Below are 17148 nucleotides of genomic sequence, written 5' to 3' on the forward strand. Positions count from 1 at the left end.
ATGAGGCGGTAATTAGGCAAAGCCGTGAAAAGGCTTTATCATGATCTGAAATCGACCCACTTTATATCACGATGAGCAAAGCCAGTCACCTTAAAGATATCGGCCTCAAGGCCACCGGCCCGCGTTTGAAAATCCTCGATCTGTTCGAGGAGGAGCACGCCGGCCACATGTCGGCGGAAGATGTCTACCGCAAGCTGCTCGCGGAAAATATCGACATCGGCCTTGCCACCATTTACCGCGTGCTGACGCAGTTCGAGCAGGCGGGCATTCTGGTGCGCCACCATTTCGAAACCGGCAAAGCGGTGTACGAGCTGAACCAGGGCGGTCATCACGATCACATGGTGTGCGTCAGCTGCGGCAAGGTGGTCGAGTTCTTCGATCCGGAGATCGAGGCTTTGCAAGACCGCATCGCCGAGCAGCACGGTTTCCGCATCGTCGATCACGCGCTGTACATGTACGGCGAGTGCCCGGACTGCCTTAACGCCAAGAAGGCATGATTCCCTGGCTCGGTCCTGAGCCGGTCTTCCCTCCGGTGCGGCTGGCTCTGCGCGAACCCAATGGTTTGCTGGCCGCCGGAGGCGATTTGTCCCCGCAGCGCATCCTGGCTGCTTACTCCCAAGGCATTTTCCCCTGGTTTTCCGAAGGCGAGCCCATTCTGTGGTGGTCGCCGGCGCCGCGCATGGTGCTGAGTCCGGACGAGCTGAAAGTCAGCCGTTCCATGGACAAGCTGCTGCGCAATCAACATTACGAAATCCGCGTGGACACCGCCTTCCGCGAAGTGATGTCGGCCTGCGCCGAACCAAGGGCGCAGCAGCAGGGCACCTGGATCGTGCCGGAGATGGTGGACGCCTATTGCCGTCTGCACCGGCTGGGCTACGCGCACTCTTTCGAGACCTGGATGGACGGCGAGCTGGTCGGCGGCCTTTACGGCATCGGTCTGGGCTTGATGTTCTACGGCGAATCCATGTTTTCCCGGCGCAGCAACGCGTCCAAGCTGGCTTTCATCCACATGGTGCGCCATTTGCGGACGCAGGGGGTGACGATGATAGATTGTCAGATGCACACCCGCCATTTGCAGAGCTTGGGCGCCAAGTTGGTTTCGCGTCAGACATTTCTTGCTACTCTGAAAGAGAATGCCCGACGGGCGCAGCCCGCCGCGATGTGGAACTACCGGTATACCAATGAGCCATCGTGATCCCGGCCCGACAGTGGCCATCCATTTCTACGCCACCGCGCCCTATCCCTGCAGTTATCTGGCCGGGCGTCAGGCGCGTTCGCAGGTGGCGATCCCGGCGGAGGCGATCGATGGCGAGGTTTACAGCCAGTTGGTGAAGCTGGGCTTCCGCCGCAGCGGCCTGTATACCTACCGGCCGTATTGCGACAGTTGCCAGGCTTGCGTGCCGGTGCGGATTCCGGTGGAGCGCTTCGCGCCCAGCCGCACTCAGCGCAAGGTGGCGCGTCGGCTGGAGGCGATGCAGGTGCGCCTGCTGCCGCTGGAGTTCGACGCCGAACACTATGCGCTGTACCGCTGGTATCAGCAGTCGCGGCACGCCGGCGGCGGCATGTCGGACGACGATCCGCAGCAGTATTCGGAGTTCATCCTGAAAAGCGGGGTGGACAGCATGCTGGCGGAGTTCCGCCTGGACGGCGAATTGAAGATGGTCAGTCTGATCGACCGCCTGGCCGACGGCCTGTCCGCGGTGTACACCTTTTACGATCCGGAAGACGCCAAATCCAGCCTGGGCGTGTTCAATGTGTTGTGGCAGGCGGAGCTGACGCGGCGGCTGGGGCTGCCGCACCTGTATCTGGGCTATTGGATACGCGAATGCCAGAAGATGTCCTACAAGGCGATGTATCAGCCCCTGCAGGCCTTGATGGACGGGCGTTGGGTGGAGCTGTCCAGGCCGCGGGACGAGTGAGCGGCACCCAATGAAAAAGCCGGCGCGAGCGCCGGCTTTTTCATTGCTGACGCGGTCCGCGTCAGAGCCTGTTCAAGGCCTGCGAGTCGAAGACGTGCGACGGCGGGCCTTGAGCGGATGCTTAGAACGGCACCACGCGGTCGTTGCCGCCGCCGGTCAGCACGCGCACGCGCTGGTTGGCGGAGAACGGAATGTCGGCTTCCTGCACGATGGAGATCATGCGGCCGGAACCATCCAGCTTGACGGTGATTTCCAGCGCGTTCTTGCTCAGGCCGCGTTGAGCGGCCTGGGCGCCGAAGCCGCCGGCCAGCGCGCCTACGATGCCGCCGGCGATCTGGCCCTTGCCGCCGCCGATATTGCTGCCGGCCAGGCCACCCAGCGCGGCGCCGCCCAGGGTCAGCAGCTCATTGTTGCTGCCTTCCATTTTCACGTTCTGCACCGACACCACGGTGCCCAGCTGCACGGTCTGCGCCTGGCGCATCTGGCCTTTGGAGTAGACGGCGGCGGAGTCGGAGGTGGCGCAGCCGGTGAGCACGCCGGCGCTCAGCAGCGCGACGGCGGAAAGACGAATCAGTTGTTTTGCGTTCATATGAGTGAGTCCCATGTTATATAAGCGAGCCGGTTTGCCCCGGGATGGTCGCCGCGGGCCTGTCGCCGGGCTTCCTGAGGGAGGGCCCGTGCGCGGCCGCGCGTGCTGTTGTTCAGGGTTTGGCGCGCGCTGCGATCGCATTCGCGCATTCGGCCACCAGCGCCGGGCCTCGGTAGATCAGGCCGCTGTAGACTTGCACCAGGCTGGCGCCGGCGTCCAGTTTTTCCACGGCGTCCCGCCCGGACAGGATGCCGCCAACTCCTATGATAGGCAGAGCGCCGTCAAGTTCCTTGGCTAATTTGCGAATAACTGTTGTGGAACGGTCTTTGACCGGCGCGCCGGACAGGCCGCCGGCCTGCTCCGCCAACGGGTGGCCGGCCACCGCCTCGCGAGAGAGCGTGGTGTTGGTGGCGATGACGCCGTCGATGCGGTGTTCGGTCAGCAGGCGGGCGATGGCGACGATCTGATCGTCGTCCAGATCCGGCGCGATCTTCAGCGCCAGCGGCACGTGGCGACCGTGCTTGTCGGCCAGCGCCTGCTGGCGCTGCTTCAATTGCGCCAACAGGCGGCCCAGTTCGTCGCCCTCCTGCAACTGGCGCAGGTTCTTGGTGTTGGGCGAGGAAATGTTGACGGCGACGTAGCTGGCGTAGGCGTAGACCTTGTCCAGGCAGGCCAGGTAGTCGTCGGCGGCGTTTTCTATCGGGGTGGCGGCGTTCTTGCCGATATTGATGCCGAGCACGCCCTGGAATTTGCAGCGGCGGACATTGTCCAGCAGGGTGTCCACGCCCAGATTGTTGAAGCCCATGCGGTTGATGATGGCCTGGTGCTCCGGCAGGCGGAACAGCCGCGGCTTGGGATTGCCCGGCTGGGGCCGCGGGGTGACGGTGCCGATTTCGATGAAGCCGAAACCCAGCGCGGCCAAGGCGTCGATATGCGCTCCATTCTTGTCCAGCCCGGCGGCGAGTCCCACCGCGTTGGGGAAGGTCAGGCCCATGGCTTGCACCGGCTTGCGCGCGGCGCTGTGGCAGGTCAGCGTGCTCAGGCGCAGCTTGTGCGCCTGGTCCAGCATGGCCAGCGTCTGTTCGTGGGCGGTCTCTGCGTCAAAGCGGAACAGCAGCGGGCGCAGAAGCGAATAGAGCATCTTGTTTCTCCAGGCAGCAAAATGCCCGGCATTATAACCGGGCATCGGGCGGGGGGATTAAAGAATCTGGCAGGCGTCGTCAAACTCGAAGCGCGGCGAGCGCGGGTAGAGCTTGTCCGCGGCGCCGTAGCCCAGGTTGACCAGGAAGTTGGATTTGAAGCGGCCGTCCGGGAAGAAGGCCTGGTCCACCGCGGCGTTGTCGAAGCCGGACATCGGACCGCAGTCCAGCCCCAGCGAGCGCGCGGCCAGCAACAGGTAGCCGCCTTGCAGGCTGCTGTTGCGCGAGGCGGTGGCCTGGATCGCCGCGTCGTTGCCTTCGAACCAGCTTCTGGCGTCGGCGTGCGGGTAGAGCTTGGGCAGGTGCTCGTAGAAGCGCATGTCCTGGGCCACGATCACGCAGACCGGCGCGGCCATGGTTTTTTCGACGTTGCCTTCGGCCAGGCAGGGCTTGAGCTTGGCCTTGGCGGCGTCGCTTTGCACGAAGATGAAGCGCGCCGGCGAGCAGTTGGCGCTGGTGGGCGCCATTTTCAGCAGGTCGAACAGCTGGTGCAGCGTTTCGGCGCTGACCGGGCGGTCCTGCCAGTGGCTGTGGGTGCGGGCGTTGAGGAACAGCTGTTCCAGCGCGGAATGATGAATCGGGGTGCTCATATCGTGCTCCTCTTGAGAAACAGGGGTGTTAGCGGCCATTGGCCATGGATGCGTCTTGCGGCGACAGCACTTCGGCGTCGCTCAGCCCGCTCGCCAGCACGGTGATGGCGACGCGGCGGTTGCTGGCGCGGCCGTCGGCGGTGGCGTTGTCGCCCACTGGCAGGTTGGCGCCTCGGCCCACCGCCACCAGCCGTTCCGGCTTGATGCCGTTTTCCTGGAACAGGCGCACCACGCTGCCGGCGCGCGAGGCGGACAGTTCCCAGTTGGACGGGAAGTAGGAATTGCGGATGGGCACGGTGTCGGTGAAGCCTTCCACCCGGATCGGATTGTCCACCTTGGCCAGCTGCAGCGCCATATTGGCCATCAGCTGGCGCGACTGTTCGTTGGGCTGCGCCTGTCCGGTGGGGAAGAGCGCGGTGTCGCGGATGTCGATGGTGACGCCCTTGCTGCTGTGGGTGATGGTGACCTGGCCGCTCTTGACCAGCGGGTCCATCACTTTGGCCAGATCCTGGGTCAGGTTGGCGAGCCGGGTTTTTTCGTCGCCCTGGGCGGAGCCGGTGTTGGCTTTTTTCTCGGCCTGGTGTTCTCCCTTGACCGCCTTGGCGATGGGTTTGGTCTCGGGGATCTCTATCATGGTGTTGGCCCCGCCGCTGGGCGGGGTGGTGTTGACGCTGATGGTGGAGCCGGAGCGGAAGGCGTCCACGATGGCGGAGGAGAGCACGCGGTACTTGCCCTCGTTGACCGAGGAGATCGCGTACATCACCACGAAGAAGGCGAACAGCAGGGTGATGAAGTCGGCGTAGGAAACCAGCCAACGTTCATGGTTCTCGTGTTCTTCTTCCTGTCGTTTTCTTCTGCGCGCCATGGTGTGCCTTGCCGGTTGGTCAGAACAGCTTGGTGTCGAACAGACTCTTCACGCCGCCGGCGAACTCCACGCCGATCTTGCGCGCCACGCGGCTGGACAGATCGTCTTGCTGAGTATAGTCGACGGTTTTCTCCGCCTTGATCACGTCGCGCGCCACCGAGCGCACCGTGCCCAGGCCGTCGGCCAGGCCCAGCGGGATGCTCTTGTCGCCCAGCCACACCATGCCGGAGAACAGTTGCGGGTCCTTGGCCAGGCGCTGGCCGCGGCCAGCCTGGACCGCCGCGATGAATTGCTGGTGGATGTCGTCCAGCAATTGCTGGCGGATGGCTTCTTGCTTGGGGTTGACCGGGGAGAAGGGATCGCCCATCGCCTTGTTTTCGCCGGAGGTGCGCAGGCGGCGGTCCACGCCCAGTTTTTCCATGGCGCCGGTGAAGCCGAAGCCGTCGGACAGCACGCCGATGGAGCCGATGATGCTGGCCTTGTCGACGAAGATCTTGTCGGCGGCGGAGGCGATGTAATAGCAGCCGGACGCGCAGACCTCGCTGACCACCACGTAAACCGGCACAGACGGGTGCTGCTTCTTCTGGCGGCGGATTTCGTCATAGGCCATGCCGGACAGCGCCGGGCTGCCGCCCGGGCTGTTGGCGTCGATGATGATGCCCTTGGTGCTCTTGTCGCCGTAGGCGTCGGTCAGGGCCTGGCTCAGCTTGTTGGCGGTGTCGCTCTGGCTGTCGATCACGCCTTCCAGCGTGATGACGGCGGTGTGCCCGGAGCCGACGATGCCGGCGGTGGCCTTGTCCTCGTTGCGCATGAACAGGCTGAACAGGATGAAGCCGATGATGATCAGCCAGATCATGCGGAAGAAAATTTTCCACTGGCGGGCGCGGCGTTGTTCCACCAACGCGGCGCTGGCCAGTTTTTCCAGCAATTGGCGTTCCCAATGGTTGGAGGTGTCGCTCATGTGTGGGTGCTCCCTGAATAATTCCAGGAGTCTAGCAAAGTTCACGACGGCATGACATTGATGCAGATATTGCCGTCCTGTTCGAAGACGGGCACGGCGATCAGCCGCTGGCCGCGGCAGGGTCCGGAGACGCAATAGCCGGTATGCGCTTCGTAGCAGGCGCCGTGCATGCTGCACACCAGATAATGGCCGCTGAGGTCGAAGACTTCGCCGTCGCGCAAATCCAGTTCCACCGGGATGTGGCGGCAGGCGTTGACGTAGGCGTAGACCTTGCCGCGGTAGCGCACGGCGAAGGCGGGCAGCGGCGGCGCGCCGTCCGCCTGTGCGATCTCGAAGCGCCAGGCGCGGCCGCCGTCCTGCAGCTCGGCCGCGGCGCAGATTATCCGAGTTTCGGCAGCAGCCATGTCTGCAGCTCGGGGTAGGAATGGAACAAGGCCAGCGGTCCGCAGCTTTCCAGATGCTCGCTGTCGTGGGCGCCGAAGCCGACGCCTACGCCGTGGCAGCCGGCGTTGCCGGCCATCAGCAGGTCGTGGCTGGTGTCGCCTATCATCAGCGTGCGGCGCGGGTCCGCGCCCAGCATCTCGGTCAGCGACAACAGCATGTCCGGATGAGGCTTGGAATGGCATTCGTCCACGGTGCGGGTGGCGTGGAACAGCGGGCCGAGCCCGGTATGCTCCAGCAAGCGGTTGAGGCCGGCGCGGCTGTTGCCGGTGGCCACCGCCAGGAAAACGCCGCTGGCGGCGATGGCGTTCAGGCAGTCCACGGCGCCGTCGAACAGGGTCACCTGATGCTGGTTGGCGTGGTAATGATGGCGGAAGGCTTCGGTCAGCCGCGGCAGTTGCTCCGGGGTGGCGGCCGGACAGGCCTGTTGCAGCGCCTCGGCCAGGCGCAGGCCGATGACGTGGCTGGCCTGCTCGCGGCTGGGGACGGGTAGGGACAGGTCGGCGCAAGCCTGCTGGATGGACTGGCTGATATGGGCGGTGGAGTCCATCAGGGTGCCGTCCCAGTCGAAAACGACCAGATCGAAGCGAGTGTTCATCTCAAGACCTCAGGCTTTTCAGGAAGCGCTCCAGCTCCGGCGGCAGCGGCGCTTCCAGTTTCAGCGGCTCGCCGGTCAGCGGATGGGGCAGGGACAGGCTGCGCGCGTGCAGGAACATGCGTTTCAGACCGCGTTTGGCCAGTTCCTTGTTCAGCGCGAAGTCGCCGTATTTCTCGTCGCCGGCGATCGCGCAGTCGTTGGCCTGCATGTGCACGCGGATCTGGTGGGTGCGGCCGGTGCGCAGGTGGGCTTCCACCAGCGTGAACTCGGCAAAACGTTCCTTGACCGCGAAATTGGTGTGCGCGTACTGGCCGTTTTCGGCGTCGCTGACTTTCACGCGGCGCTCGCCGTCCGGGGTGTGGAACTTGAACAGCGGCAGTTTGACCTGGCGCGCGTCGTCCGGCCACTGGCCTAGGCCCAGCGCCAGATAGCGCTTGTCCGGCACATTGGCGCGCATCATGTCGTGCAGCTTGGTCAGCGCCGAGCGCTTCTTGGCCAGCATCAGGAGGCCGGAGGTTTCGCGGTCCAGCCGGTGAACCAGCTCAAGATAGCGCCAGTCCGGATGCGCCTGGCGCAGTTGTTCGATCACGCCGAAGGACACGCCGCTGCCGCCGTGTACCGCCACGCCGGCCGGTTTGTCTATCACCAGCAGCGCGTTGTCTTCGTACACCACCGGGAAGGTGGCGGCCGGCACGTTCTTTTCCGCGCGCTCGGCCACGCGTATGGGCGGAATGCGCAGCTCGTCGCCCGCCTGCACGCGGTAGGCGGCGTCGATGCGGCCCTTGTTCACCCTCACCTCGCCAGAGCGCAGGATGCGGTAGATGTGGCTCTTGGGCACGCCCTTGAGCAAACGCACCAGGTAGTTGTCGATGCGTTGGCCGGCGTCGCCGTCGTCCACTTGGACGAAGGAGACGGAATCTTTGCGAATGTCTGTCATATTGCTTATACTTCTGGCGCTGTCCCAAGGTGTGTTGCACCAAGATGACGGCGAAATGTCAAGCCAAGGTCACGGCATGTTGCGTGGCGCTGCTGCAAGAGGTTGGAGACGGCCGGCAGGGATTTACAGACCCTGACCTGATGCCGCTCGCGACGTTTGCAGCCAAGGTTAACTCGCTCACCGAAAAGCAGCGATGGTAATGCATTTGTACGCATAACGCACTCACGAGTATTCCATTTCCTGATGCTAAGCCAGTCAGGAAATTTTGCAGCGAAGTTTGACCCGGCATGCTAGCCCCCCTGCACTGTATGTCCTGCCCTTTGAGGCAGGCCGGCGATCCCGGAGCGCCAATTGCGCACATGAGTCAGGTCTGCGTGTGATCGATTTTCAGGAAGTAGGCTTGTCAAAACTGTTTTTTTCGATCTTTACATCGACACTTCTTTCGGAAAGCGCCCATCAATAGTCACTGGGCCGTCAAATACTGGCTGCATCCCTTGCGTGAGTGCCGCGCAAGGAATGTAAATGAAACGCATGTTGTTCAACGCAACGCAAGCTGAAGAGCTGCGCGTTGCTATCGTCGACGGACAAAAGCTCGTCGACCTCGATATCGAGACTGTAGGCAAGGAGCAGCGCAAGGGGAATATCTATAAGGGTGTGATTACCCGTATCGAGCCCTCCCTTGAGGCTTGTTTTGTCGATTACGGCACCGAACGCCACGGCTTCCTGCCGTTCAAAGAGGTGTCCCGTTCCTATTTCCAGGGCTATGACGGCGGCCGTCCGCGCATTCAGGATGTGCTGCGCGAAGGCATGGAAGTCATCGTGCAGGTGGAGAAGGACGAGCGCGGCAACAAAGGCGCCGCGCTGACCACCTATATCAGCCTGGCCGGTCGTTATCTGGTGCTGATGCCCAACAACCCGCGCGGCGGCGGCGTATCCCGCCGCATCGAGGGCGAGGAGCGTCAGGAGCTGAAGGACCTCTTGTCTCAGCTGGAAGTGCCGCACGGCATGAGCCTGATCGCCCGTACCGCCGGCATCGGCCGCAATCTGGAAGAACTGCAGTGGGATCTGGGTTACCTGATGCAGCTGTGGCGCGCGATTGAAGGCGCGGCCGGCGCTCAGAACGCGCCGTTCCTGATTCTGCAGGAAGGCAGCCTGGTGATCCGCGCGATCCGCGATTACTTCCATCCGGACATCGGCGAAGTGCTGATCGACACCGAGGAAATCTACGATCAGGCCCGTCAGTTCATGAGCCATGTGATGCCCAACATGCTGTCGCGTGTGAAGCTGTACAAGGATCATGTGCCGCTGTTCTCCCGTTTCCAGATCGAACACCAGATCGAAACCGCCTTCGCGCGCAGCGTGCAGCTGCCGTCCGGCGGCGCCATCGTGATCGACCACACCGAAGCGCTGGTGTCCATCGACGTCAACTCCGCGCGCGCCACCAAGGGCGCCGACATCGAAGACACCGCGGTCAAGACCAACCTGGAGGCGGCCGAGGAAATCGCCCGCCAACTGCGCTTGCGCGACCTGGGCGGCCTGGTGGTGATCGACTTCATCGACATGGAAAGCGCCAAGAACCAGCGCGACGTGGAAAACCGCCTGCGCGACGTGCTCAAGCACGACCGCGCTCGCGTCCAAATGGGCAAGCTGTCCCGGTTCGGCCTGCTGGAATTGTCGCGTCAGCGTCTGCAGCCCAGCCTGGGCGAGACCAGTCATGAGACCTGCCCGCGCTGTCACGGCATCGGTTTCATCCGCGGCACCGAGTCCTCCGCGCTGCACATCCTGCGCATCATTCAGGAAGAGGCGATGAAGGAAAACACCGGCGCGGTTCACGCGCAGGTGCCGGTGGACGTGGCCACCTTCCTGCTCAACGAAAAGCGTTCCGAGATCCATTCGATCGAAGAGCGTCTGGACGTGGACGTGGTGCTGATCCCGAACATCCATCTGGAAACCCCGCATTACAAGATCGTGCGCGTGCGCCACGACGACCTGGCCGAAGCCGGCGAAGCGCCGAGCTACAAGCGGGTGGAAGTGCAGGAAGAAGACGTGATCACCAACTTCGGCCATGAAAAGCCGAAGCTGGAGCGTCAGGAAGCCGCGGTCAAGGGCATTACGCCTCAGCAGCCGGCGCCGACGGTGGCGGCCAAGGCGGCGGAGCCGGAGCCGGGTCTGTTCGGCAAGCTGGGCGCTTGGGTCAAGAGCCTGTTCGCCGAGCCGGAGCAAGCGGCCCAGCCGGCCGAGAAGAAAAAGCCGGCGGCCCAGTCTCAGCAACGCGGCAACCGCCAGCGCAACGGCGACCGCCGTCCGGGCGGTCAGGCGCGTCGCGAACACGAGCAGCGTCGTCAAGGTTCCGATGAGAAACCGCGTCGTCCGGAGCGCGCCGAACGCGGCGAGCGCCAGGACGGCGAGCGTCAGGAACGCCAGGAGCGTCCGGAGCGCAAAGAGCAGCCGCAACGCGAGGAGCGCCAGGAGCGCGGCGAGCAGCCGCGCAACGGCCGCCGCCGCGAGCGCGACAACGGTCGCGAGACTCGCGAAGGCCGCGAACCGCGCGAGCTGAAGGACGCGCAGCGTCAACAGCCGGCGCGCGAGGAAGCGCCGCAGGAGCGTCCGGAAAAGCTGGAGAAGCAGGAGCGTCCGCAGCAGGAGCCGCGTCGTCGTCAGGCGCCGCAGGCGGAAGAGCAGGCTTTGGAGCTGAGCAAGCCGGTTGTCGACGAGGCTCGCGCCGAAGGCGACGCCGAGCAGCAGGAGCGCAATGAGCGTCGTCGTCGTCGCAGCCGTCGCGACCGTCGTCGCGATGATCCGGCCGCAGCGCCGCAGGAAGAGGGTCTTGCCCTGCCGGCGGCGGAAGCGGCGCCGATCGCGGTCGCGGCCGTTGTCGGCGCGGTAGCGGTGGAAGCCGTCGTCGAGGCGGTGGCCGAGGCGCCGGCTGAAGCGCCGGCGGCAGCGGCTGAGCAGCGTGAGGAAGCGGCGGCGGTTGAGTCCGCGGCAGTCGAAGCGGTCCAGCCGGCGCGGGAAGCGTTCGAGCCTGTTGCGGCGGTTGAGCTGGAACAGCCGGCGGTTGACGCGGCTCCGGCGATTGAGCTGGCCCCGGTCGTGGAAGCGGCTCCGGTGTTTGAGGCGGCTCCGGCGGTTGAAGTGGTTTCGGTGCTGGAGGCTGTCGAGGCGTTTGTCGCGGCGGAACCCGCGCCTGCGCCGGAAGTTGCCGCTGCGCAGAGCGAGCCGGAACAGGCCGATCCGGTCGAGCCGGCAGTCGAGGCGCCGGCCGTGGTTGAGACCCGCGCCGTTGCCGCGGCGGAGCCGGCAAGCCTGGGCGGCTTGGTCATGGTGTCCACCAAGTCGGTAGTCGAGGCGCCCGCGGCGCAGGAGCCGGTATTGCCGGCGGGGCCGCGTCGTCGCGACGTGACTCGTCAGGCTCAGCAGGGCGCCGCTCCGGCTGACCTGGTGCAGGTGGAAACCCGCAATCCTTGAACGTAGTCTGAGGCCCGGAGCGCTGCTATTTAGCGCTCCGGGTGTTGACGCCGCTCAGGGGTTTGGTTAATATACCCCTCTCTCGCAAGAGATGTTCCCTGATAGCTCAGTTGGTAGAGCGACGGACTGTTAATCCGCAGGTCGCAGGTTCGAGCCCTGCTCGGGGAGCCAGAATTCAAAAGGCCACGCATCGCGTGGCCTTTTTGCGTTTCCGCGCGTTCGTCGCGGCTTCCCGTCGAGTTCTCGGCGCCCTGGCGCGCCTGTCCCAATTGATTGCGCTAAGCAATTTTAACAGTTTGCTTCCCATTCCATACGTCATATAACACAAGCTGGTGACAACTTGACCGCCTCGTTTGCGCGCGCTTGAGCGCGGCCGTTTCCGGCTGCGCAGCGCGGTGAGCTGGGGGCGGCGTGAGGAGGCCGGGTGGCTGGATCCCTGAAGGGCGAAAGCAGCGCCTTGGATTGCGCCGAACAGGTGTTGTCCGATGTGCTGGAGGCGGTTCCGGTGGGACTGGCGCTGATTGACGGCCAGATGCGTTATCGATTGCTCAACCAACGTCTGGCGGAGGCCAACGGCCTGCCGCATTCGGCCCATCTGGGGCGCGGCGTGGCGGAAACGCTGCCGCAGATCGGCGAATATCTGGAATCGCTGATGCGGCAGGTGATGGAGAGCGGCGAGCCGGTGCTGGATGTTTGCGTCAATTCCAGGGTGGGCGCCGGCGACAAGGGCGCGCTCAGGGAGTGGCAGATCAGCTATCTGCCGTATTGCGCCTCGGCGGACGAGGTGGCGGGGGTGTTGGCGGTGGTCAGGGACGTGGCGGCGGAGCGGCGGGCCGAGCGTCTGCGCGGCGAGGGCGAGGCCCGCTTGCGCATGGTGGTGGATTCCGCGCTGGACGGCTTGGTGATGATAGACCAGAGCGGGCGCATCCGGATGGCGAATCATCGGGCGGAGGTGATGTTCGATTATCTGGGCGTCGGCATGGAGGGTCTGATGATTTCCGGCCTGGTGCCGGAGCGCTTCCGCGACGGCCATGGGCGGCTGATCGAAAATTATATGCGCCGCCCGGAGGCGCGGGAGATGGCGCGCCAGCAGGAAATCTTCGGGGTGCGGCGCGACGGCGGCGAGTTCCCGGCCGAAATCGGCCTGACGCCGGTGCGCGACGGCGGGGAGTTGCAAGTGCTGGCCACCATTACCGACATCAGCGCGCGCAAGGCGGCGCAGGCCAGTCTGGAGCTGGCCTTGAAGGAAAAGACCGCCTTGCTCAACGAGGTGCACCACCGGGTCAAAAACAATCTGCAAGTCATTTCCAGTCTGCTCAATCTGCAAACGCGCTCGGCGCCGCCGGAGGCGGTGGCGGTGCTGACCGAGTGTCAGAATCATGTGCGCGCGATGGCGCTGATCCATCAGCTCTTGTACGAGCACGGCGACTTTTCCCGGATTCACGTGGGGGTTTACCTGGAGCGGCTGACTCAGTTGCTCAGCGGCAGCGTGTCGGACGTCGGGGTGCGCTTGCGCTGCCGCGGCATGGGCGCCGCGGTGTATCTGGGCATGCAGCGGGCGATTCCCTGCGGCTTGCTGGTGAACGAGTTGGTGACCAATGCGCTCAAGCATGCGTTTCCCGATCGGCGCGGCACGGTGGAGGTGGCGCTGGAGCGGGAGGACGGCGGGCGTTGCCGGATTCTGGTGTCGGACGACGGCGTCGGCATTCCGGAGTCGGTGAAGCTGGGCGAGGTCAGTTCCTTGGGGTTTCGCCTGATTCCCACCCTGGTGGGTCAGTTGAAGGGGGAGGCTCGCTTGCTGCGGCCTGAGGCGGGCGGGGCCTGCGTGGAGATCGCGTTCAGCGATGAGCCGGAGAGCGCGGAATGAATATGGACAACGGTTTGTTGATCGTGGAAGACGAAGGGGTGGTGGCGCTGGACTTGCAGACCAGTCTGGAGTCTTTGGGCTACCGGGTTCTCGGCGTCTGCGCCAATGCGGACGACGCGGTGCGGCGGGCGGGGGCGGATCGGCCGGATCTGGTGTTGATGGATATTCATCTGGACGGCGACGTGCCGGGCACCGAGGCGGCGCGCGTGATACGCGAGCGTTTCCAGATCCCGTCCATCTTTCTGACCGCCTACGCCGAGGACGATATGCTGCGCAACGCGGAAGGCAGCGCGCCCTACGGCTATCTGCTCAAGCCGTATCAGTTGCGGGAGCTGAACGCCTCGGTGCGCATGGGGCTGGCGCGGCGCAGGGCGGAGGTGGAGGAGCAGCGTCAGCGCCGTCGCTTGCGCATGGCGGTGGAGGCGGCCCGGCTGGGGGTGTGGGAATGGGGCGGCCGGCGCGGCGAGATGGCGTGGGAGCAGGAATTTCTGGACGCGTTCCCGTGCGCCGTCGCCGAGGACGGGTTGCCCGGTTTGCTCGGCATGGCCGAGGCCGACGCCGCCGAGTTGACGCGGATCTTGGAGTCCGAGCGGGTCTTGCAGAAAACAGTGAAGCTGGACGCGGAGGGCGCGGAGCGCTGGCTTGAGCTGTGCGGGCGCAATTTCGCCGCGCAGGGCGAGCCGGCGCGTTGGGTGGGGGTGGCGCGAGACGTGACCGACGCGCATTTGAGCGAGGCCAGCCTGCGGCAAGCCAGCGTGGTGTTTCAGGCTAGCGCGGAGGGGATTCTGGTATTGGATCATCGGCGTTGCATCGTGTCGGCGAACGAGTCCTTTTACCGATTGACGGGCTTGAGCGCGGAAGAATCGTTGGGCAGCGATCCGGACGATTGCCTGCACGTGGAGCCGCATGGCGAGAGTTTTTACCGCCGGCTGGAGGGAGAGCGGCATTTTTGGCAGGGCGAGGTGGTGTGTCGCCGCCGGGGTGAAACCTTTCCTTGCTGGCAGCATGCGTCGGTGGTGCGGGACGGGGGGGGGGCGGTCAGTCATTACGTGCTGGCCATCTCCGATATTTCGGCGATACGCGCGGCGGAAGCGCATATTCATTTCCTGGCCTACCATGATCAACTGACCGGCTTGGGCAATCGCCATTTTCTGCAGGTGGAACTGGATAAGGAGATTGCCAGGGCCAAGCGCCGCAATGAGCGCATCGCGCTCTTGTTCATCGATCTGGACGGCTTCAAGGCGGTGAACGACGGCTGGGGGCACGAGGCGGGCGACGCGCTGCTGGTGGCGATGGCCGAGCGTCTGCGTCAGCATGTGCGCGGCGAGGATTTGGTGGTGCGCCTGGGCGGGGACGAATTTCTGGTGGTGGCGCCGGGCTTGGATCGCGGAGAGTCCTGCAGCGTGATGGTGGGTCGGCTTTTGACGGTGTTGGCGCAGCCGGTGGCTTTGGGTGACGACGAGTGCGCGGTGTCGGCCAGCATAGGGGTGGCGTTCTTTCCGGAAAACGGCGGCGATCTGGGTGGTTTGCTGCATGCGGCCGACCGGGCGATGTACCAGGCCAAGAGGGCGGGTAAGAACGAATTCAGGATGGCGGCGGAATAAAATCCGCGCGGGAAAGAATAAAAGCCGAAATCGCGAGATTTCGGCTTTTATATTTGGTGGAGATAAGCGGGATCGAACCGCTGACCTCTTGCATGCCATGCAAGCGCTCTCCCAGCTGAGCTATACCCCCGGTATTGCTGGCGTCCCCACGGGGATTCGAACCCCGGTTACCGCCGTGAAAGGGCGATGTCCTAGGCCTCTAGACGATGGGGACTGAATTGTGGTGGAGATAAGCGGGATCGAACCGCTGACCTCTTGCATGCCATGCAAGCGCTCTCCCAGCTGAGCTATACCCCCACGGAGTGTTTCGTCCTTCCCGGCTTTCGCCCGGTCGGTCTCGACAGGAAGCGAACTATACCTAGGCTTTTCAGGCCGCGCAAGGCTTTTCTCAAAATATTTCCCTTGGCGGACGCCGGGTGAGAAAGAGGGTTTAAGGGGCGGCGGCGGCGACTTTTGACGCCGCTGGACGCAAAGCCGTGATTTTCTGGGAAAAATCAGTTTATTCCTATTCCAAGCCATTGGGGTGGCGGGGATAGAATATCCGCGGAAAAACAATTCACGTCCGGCATTAGCGCAAAGAGTTAATGCCGGACAAGGTTAAAGCCTGGCTCAAATCGACGGCTAACGATGGATGGCATAGACATGAGAATGCCGGGCGCGGATTGGCCGGGGTGGGAAGGGACGCGACAGTCCGGCAAAGCTTAGGAGGTGTGCATGAATAAAAAACAGTTGATCAACGAGGACTTGCTGGACTCCTCCTCGGACCAGGCTTTGAAAGAAGCCGCGGTTTTCCTGCTGAACACCCTGACGGACCGCGTTCAGTTGCGTCAGCAGAAAGGGATAGAAGAAATTGAGCGGCTGGCCATGGCTTACGGCCTGATTCTGCCCAAGCTCTACGCCAAAAACGGCGTGACGCCCAAATATCAGAACCCGGCGATGCCGCACCAGACCTGGTCCGGCCGCGGCAGGCCGCCGGTGTGGCTGGTGGAGGCGGAGGCCAGGGGAGAGGACCGCGAGCGCTTTGTGATCAAGAGTCAGAAAAGATTGGGGCAGGTCTAGAAGCATTCACCATCTGCCGCGCCTTGTGAAGCCTGGCATGGCGAGCACCGCTTCGAAATGCTCATGCGCCGCGAGCGCGTTCCGCTTCTTCCGCTGTTTTCACTTTGTCTCGCGCAGGCCCGCGAGACCTTGAATGGATGCTGGCGCCGCGGCGGCCGGCTCAGGCGCGTTTCAAGGGTCCTGATGTTCCAGGCGCATGCGCGCTCGCGCATCGCGCTCCGCTTGTCGCTGCCTGCTTTGCAGCGTGGTGGCGACAAAGTCCAGATGTTGTTCCACCGCTTGCTGCGCGGCGTCCGGCTGCTTGTCGCGGATAGCTTCCCAGATGGCCAGATGCTGCGCGCGCAGCGCGTCCGCCACTTCTCCCACCGCGAACAAATCGGCGATATTGTCCTTGACGTGCCGATGCAGCATGGCCAGCAGGCTGCCGCTCAGATGGGCGAACAAGACATTGTGCGAGGCCTCGGCCACCGCCTGGTGAAAGCGCACGTCGGCCTGCGCCTGTTGGGCCAGATCTCCGCCATCGTAGGCGTTCTGCAATTGGTTCACGCAATGTTCCAGACGCTGTAGATCGGCCGGCGTGGCGCGGTTGGCCGCGCTGCGCGCCGCCGCGCCTTCCAGCACCCGCCTGAATTCCAATAAGTCACCGTGCAAGTCCTGATGCTGGTTCAGCAGCTTTTCCCAGGGGTCGGAAAACGCGGTTTCCAGCCGGTCCGTCACCCAGGTGCCGCCGCCCTGGCGGCTGCTGAGCAGGCCGCGCGACGCCAGTTGCTGGATCGCCTCGCGCAGCGAGGGCCGGGACACGCCGAACTCCTCGGCCAGCTGCCGTTCCGGCGGCAGGCGGTCTCCCGGTTTGAGCACGCCGTCCAGAATGCGCTTTTCCAGTTGTTCGACGATGACGTCGGAGAGTTTGGGGATGTTCAGTTTGGGGTAGGCCATGGCGCCGGGCTTGTCGGTTCGGAAAAATTGGTCAGACCAGAGTGAGTGCAGCTTACCACAGCCGGTGCGGGAATCCGCGTCGTCATATTGACGGACTCAAGTAATCACTCTAGAG

Annotated in this window: 16 protein-coding genes and 4 tRNA genes; 8 read left to right on the forward strand and 12 right to left on the reverse strand. The window is 64.0% G+C overall.

Annotated features, from left to right (window positions below):
- The first annotated feature begins 71 nt into the window (after positions 1 to 71).
- From fur to QUG03_RS11300, 3 genes are read left to right on the forward strand one after another with little or no spacing between them, the layout of a single operon-like run.
- Positions 72 to 497, forward strand: coding sequence for a ferric iron uptake transcriptional regulator (fur, locus tag QUG03_RS11290; protein WP_019101530.1), 426 nt, complete (start codon positions 72 to 74; stop codon positions 495 to 497).
- A complete protein-coding gene (gene aat / locus QUG03_RS11295; protein WP_235087594.1) occupies positions 494 to 1195 on the forward strand; it encodes a leucyl/phenylalanyl-tRNA--protein transferase in 702 nt (233 codons plus the stop codon). Before fur ends, aat begins: the two co-directional genes overlap by 4 nt.
- Positions 1182 to 1919: an arginyltransferase gene (locus QUG03_RS11300; protein WP_107799849.1), complete on the forward strand. Its 738-nt coding sequence runs from the start codon at positions 1182 to 1184 to the stop codon at positions 1917 to 1919. The genes aat and QUG03_RS11300 overlap by 14 nt, the downstream gene beginning before the upstream one ends.
- 121 nt (positions 1920 to 2040) lie before the next feature.
- Here QUG03_RS11300 and QUG03_RS11305 read toward each other — a convergent pair whose 3' ends face one another.
- From QUG03_RS11305 to QUG03_RS11340, 8 genes are all read right to left on the reverse strand, one after another.
- Entirely contained in the window at positions 2041 to 2508 is a 468-nt protein-coding gene (locus tag QUG03_RS11305) for an outer membrane lipoprotein (RefSeq protein ID WP_048415794.1), read from the reverse strand.
- A 112-nt stretch (positions 2509 to 2620) separates the two neighbouring features.
- Positions 2621 to 3649: a quinone-dependent dihydroorotate dehydrogenase gene (locus QUG03_RS11310; protein ID WP_227104168.1), complete on the reverse strand. Its 1029-nt coding sequence runs from the start codon at positions 3647 to 3649 to the stop codon at positions 2621 to 2623.
- Between the two features lie 57 nt (positions 3650 to 3706).
- Positions 3707 to 4297, reverse strand: coding sequence for a malonic semialdehyde reductase (locus QUG03_RS11315; RefSeq protein WP_235087599.1), 591 nt, complete (start codon positions 4295 to 4297; stop codon positions 3707 to 3709).
- A 28-nt stretch (positions 4298 to 4325) separates the two neighbouring features.
- Positions 4326 to 5162, reverse strand: a complete 837-nt coding sequence (motD, locus tag QUG03_RS11320) for a flagellar motor protein MotD (protein WP_019101524.1) — start codon at positions 5160 to 5162, stop codon at positions 4326 to 4328.
- 19 nt (positions 5163 to 5181) lie between these two features.
- Positions 5182 to 6123, reverse strand: coding sequence for a S49 family peptidase (locus tag QUG03_RS11325; protein ID WP_500820021.1), 942 nt, complete (start codon positions 6121 to 6123; stop codon positions 5182 to 5184).
- Between the two features lie 41 nt (positions 6124 to 6164).
- Entirely contained in the window at positions 6165 to 6527 is a 363-nt protein-coding gene (locus tag QUG03_RS11330) for a Rieske (2Fe-2S) protein (protein WP_235087601.1), read from the reverse strand.
- Entirely contained in the window at positions 6503 to 7162 is a 660-nt protein-coding gene (locus QUG03_RS11335) for an HAD-IA family hydrolase (RefSeq protein ID WP_500820022.1), read from the reverse strand. Before QUG03_RS11335 ends, QUG03_RS11330 begins: the two co-directional genes overlap by 25 nt.
- Position 7163: 1 nt before the next feature.
- The gene (locus tag QUG03_RS11340; protein WP_500820023.1) at positions 7164 to 8099 is read right to left on the reverse strand and encodes an RluA family pseudouridine synthase; all 936 of its coding nucleotides are present in this window, start codon (positions 8097 to 8099) and stop codon (positions 7164 to 7166) included.
- Between the two features lie 522 nt (positions 8100 to 8621).
- Here QUG03_RS11340 and QUG03_RS11345 point away from each other — a divergent pair.
- The 4 genes from QUG03_RS11345 to QUG03_RS11360 all read left to right on the forward strand — a co-directional run bounded on the left by QUG03_RS11345 (position 8622) and on the right by QUG03_RS11360 (position 15038).
- Positions 8622 to 11567 (forward strand): Rne/Rng family ribonuclease, encoded by a 2946-nt coding sequence (locus QUG03_RS11345; protein WP_500820024.1) that lies wholly within the window; start codon positions 8622 to 8624, stop codon positions 11565 to 11567.
- Positions 11568 to 11662: 95 nt separating this feature from the next.
- Positions 11663 to 11738 (forward strand) — tRNA-Asn (locus QUG03_RS11350).
- A 253-nt stretch (positions 11739 to 11991) separates the two neighbouring features.
- Entirely contained in the window at positions 11992 to 13434 is a 1443-nt protein-coding gene (locus QUG03_RS11355; protein WP_500820025.1) for a sensor histidine kinase, read from the forward strand.
- Complete coding sequence (locus QUG03_RS11360; protein ID WP_500820026.1) at positions 13431 to 15038, forward strand: diguanylate cyclase domain-containing protein; 1608 nt, start codon at positions 13431 to 13433, stop codon at positions 15036 to 15038. The genes QUG03_RS11355 and QUG03_RS11360 overlap by 4 nt, the downstream gene beginning before the upstream one ends.
- Before the next feature lie 54 nt (positions 15039 to 15092).
- Here the strand turns inward: QUG03_RS11360 and QUG03_RS11365 are convergent.
- The 3 genes from QUG03_RS11365 to QUG03_RS11375 form a co-directional block, all read right to left on the reverse strand.
- A tRNA-Ala gene (locus QUG03_RS11365) sits at positions 15093 to 15168 on the reverse strand.
- 8 nt (positions 15169 to 15176) lie between these two features.
- Positions 15177 to 15252, reverse strand: a tRNA-Glu gene (locus QUG03_RS11370).
- Positions 15253 to 15259: 7 nt separating this feature from the next.
- Positions 15260 to 15335 (reverse strand) — tRNA-Ala (locus QUG03_RS11375).
- Between the two features lie 417 nt (positions 15336 to 15752).
- Here QUG03_RS11375 and QUG03_RS11380 point away from each other — a divergent pair.
- The gene (locus QUG03_RS11380; RefSeq protein WP_107799839.1) at positions 15753 to 16097 is read left to right on the forward strand and encodes an H-NS histone family protein; all 345 of its coding nucleotides are present in this window, start codon (positions 15753 to 15755) and stop codon (positions 16095 to 16097) included.
- 171 nt (positions 16098 to 16268) lie between these two features.
- Here the strand turns inward: QUG03_RS11380 and QUG03_RS11385 are convergent, their stop codons facing one another.
- On the reverse strand, positions 16269 to 17033 hold the full coding sequence (locus QUG03_RS11385; protein ID WP_235087612.1) for an FCD domain-containing protein: 765 nt from the start codon (positions 17031 to 17033) through the stop codon (positions 16269 to 16271).
- Between the last annotated feature and the right edge of the window lie 115 nt (positions 17034 to 17148).

The organism is Chromobacterium sp. CCUG 30098 (assembly GCF_059916605.1).

Coding starts and splice junctions, on each gene's coding strand:
- aat (WP_235087594.1), top strand. CDS start 494: ATGATTCCCTGGCTCGGTCCTGAGCCGGTCTTCCCTCCGGTGCGGCTG.
- QUG03_RS11340 (WP_500820023.1), bottom strand. CDS start 8,099: ATGACAGACATTCGCAAAGATTCCGTCTCCTTCGTCCAAGTGGACGAC.
- QUG03_RS11360 (WP_500820026.1), top strand. CDS start 13,431: ATGAATATGGACAACGGTTTGTTGATCGTGGAAGACGAAGGGGTGGTG.
- QUG03_RS11345 (WP_500820024.1), top strand. CDS start 8,622: ATGAAACGCATGTTGTTCAACGCAACGCAAGCTGAAGAGCTGCGCGTT.
- QUG03_RS11305 (WP_048415794.1), bottom strand. CDS start 2,508: ATGAACGCAAAACAACTGATTCGTCTTTCCGCCGTCGCGCTGCTGAGC.
- QUG03_RS11325 (WP_500820021.1), bottom strand. CDS start 6,123: ATGAGCGACACCTCCAACCATTGGGAACGCCAATTGCTGGAAAAACTG.
- QUG03_RS11380 (WP_107799839.1), top strand. CDS start 15,753: ATGAATAAAAAACAGTTGATCAACGAGGACTTGCTGGACTCCTCCTCG.
- QUG03_RS11335 (WP_500820022.1), bottom strand. CDS start 7,162: ATGAACACTCGCTTCGATCTGGTCGTTTTCGACTGGGACGGCACCCTG.
- QUG03_RS11310 (WP_227104168.1), bottom strand. CDS start 3,649: ATGCTCTATTCGCTTCTGCGCCCGCTGCTGTTCCGCTTTGACGCAGAG.
- QUG03_RS11385 (WP_235087612.1), bottom strand. CDS start 17,033: ATGGCCTACCCCAAACTGAACATCCCCAAACTCTCCGACGTCATCGTC.
- motD (WP_019101524.1), bottom strand. CDS start 5,162: ATGGCGCGCAGAAGAAAACGACAGGAAGAAGAACACGAGAACCATGAA.
- QUG03_RS11300 (WP_107799849.1), top strand. CDS start 1,182: ATGAGCCATCGTGATCCCGGCCCGACAGTGGCCATCCATTTCTACGCC.
- QUG03_RS11315 (WP_235087599.1), bottom strand. CDS start 4,297: ATGAGCACCCCGATTCATCATTCCGCGCTGGAACAGCTGTTCCTCAAC.
- QUG03_RS11330 (WP_235087601.1), bottom strand. CDS start 6,527: ATGGCTGCTGCCGAAACTCGGATAATCTGCGCCGCGGCCGAGCTGCAG.
- fur (WP_019101530.1), top strand. CDS start 72: ATGAGCAAAGCCAGTCACCTTAAAGATATCGGCCTCAAGGCCACCGGC.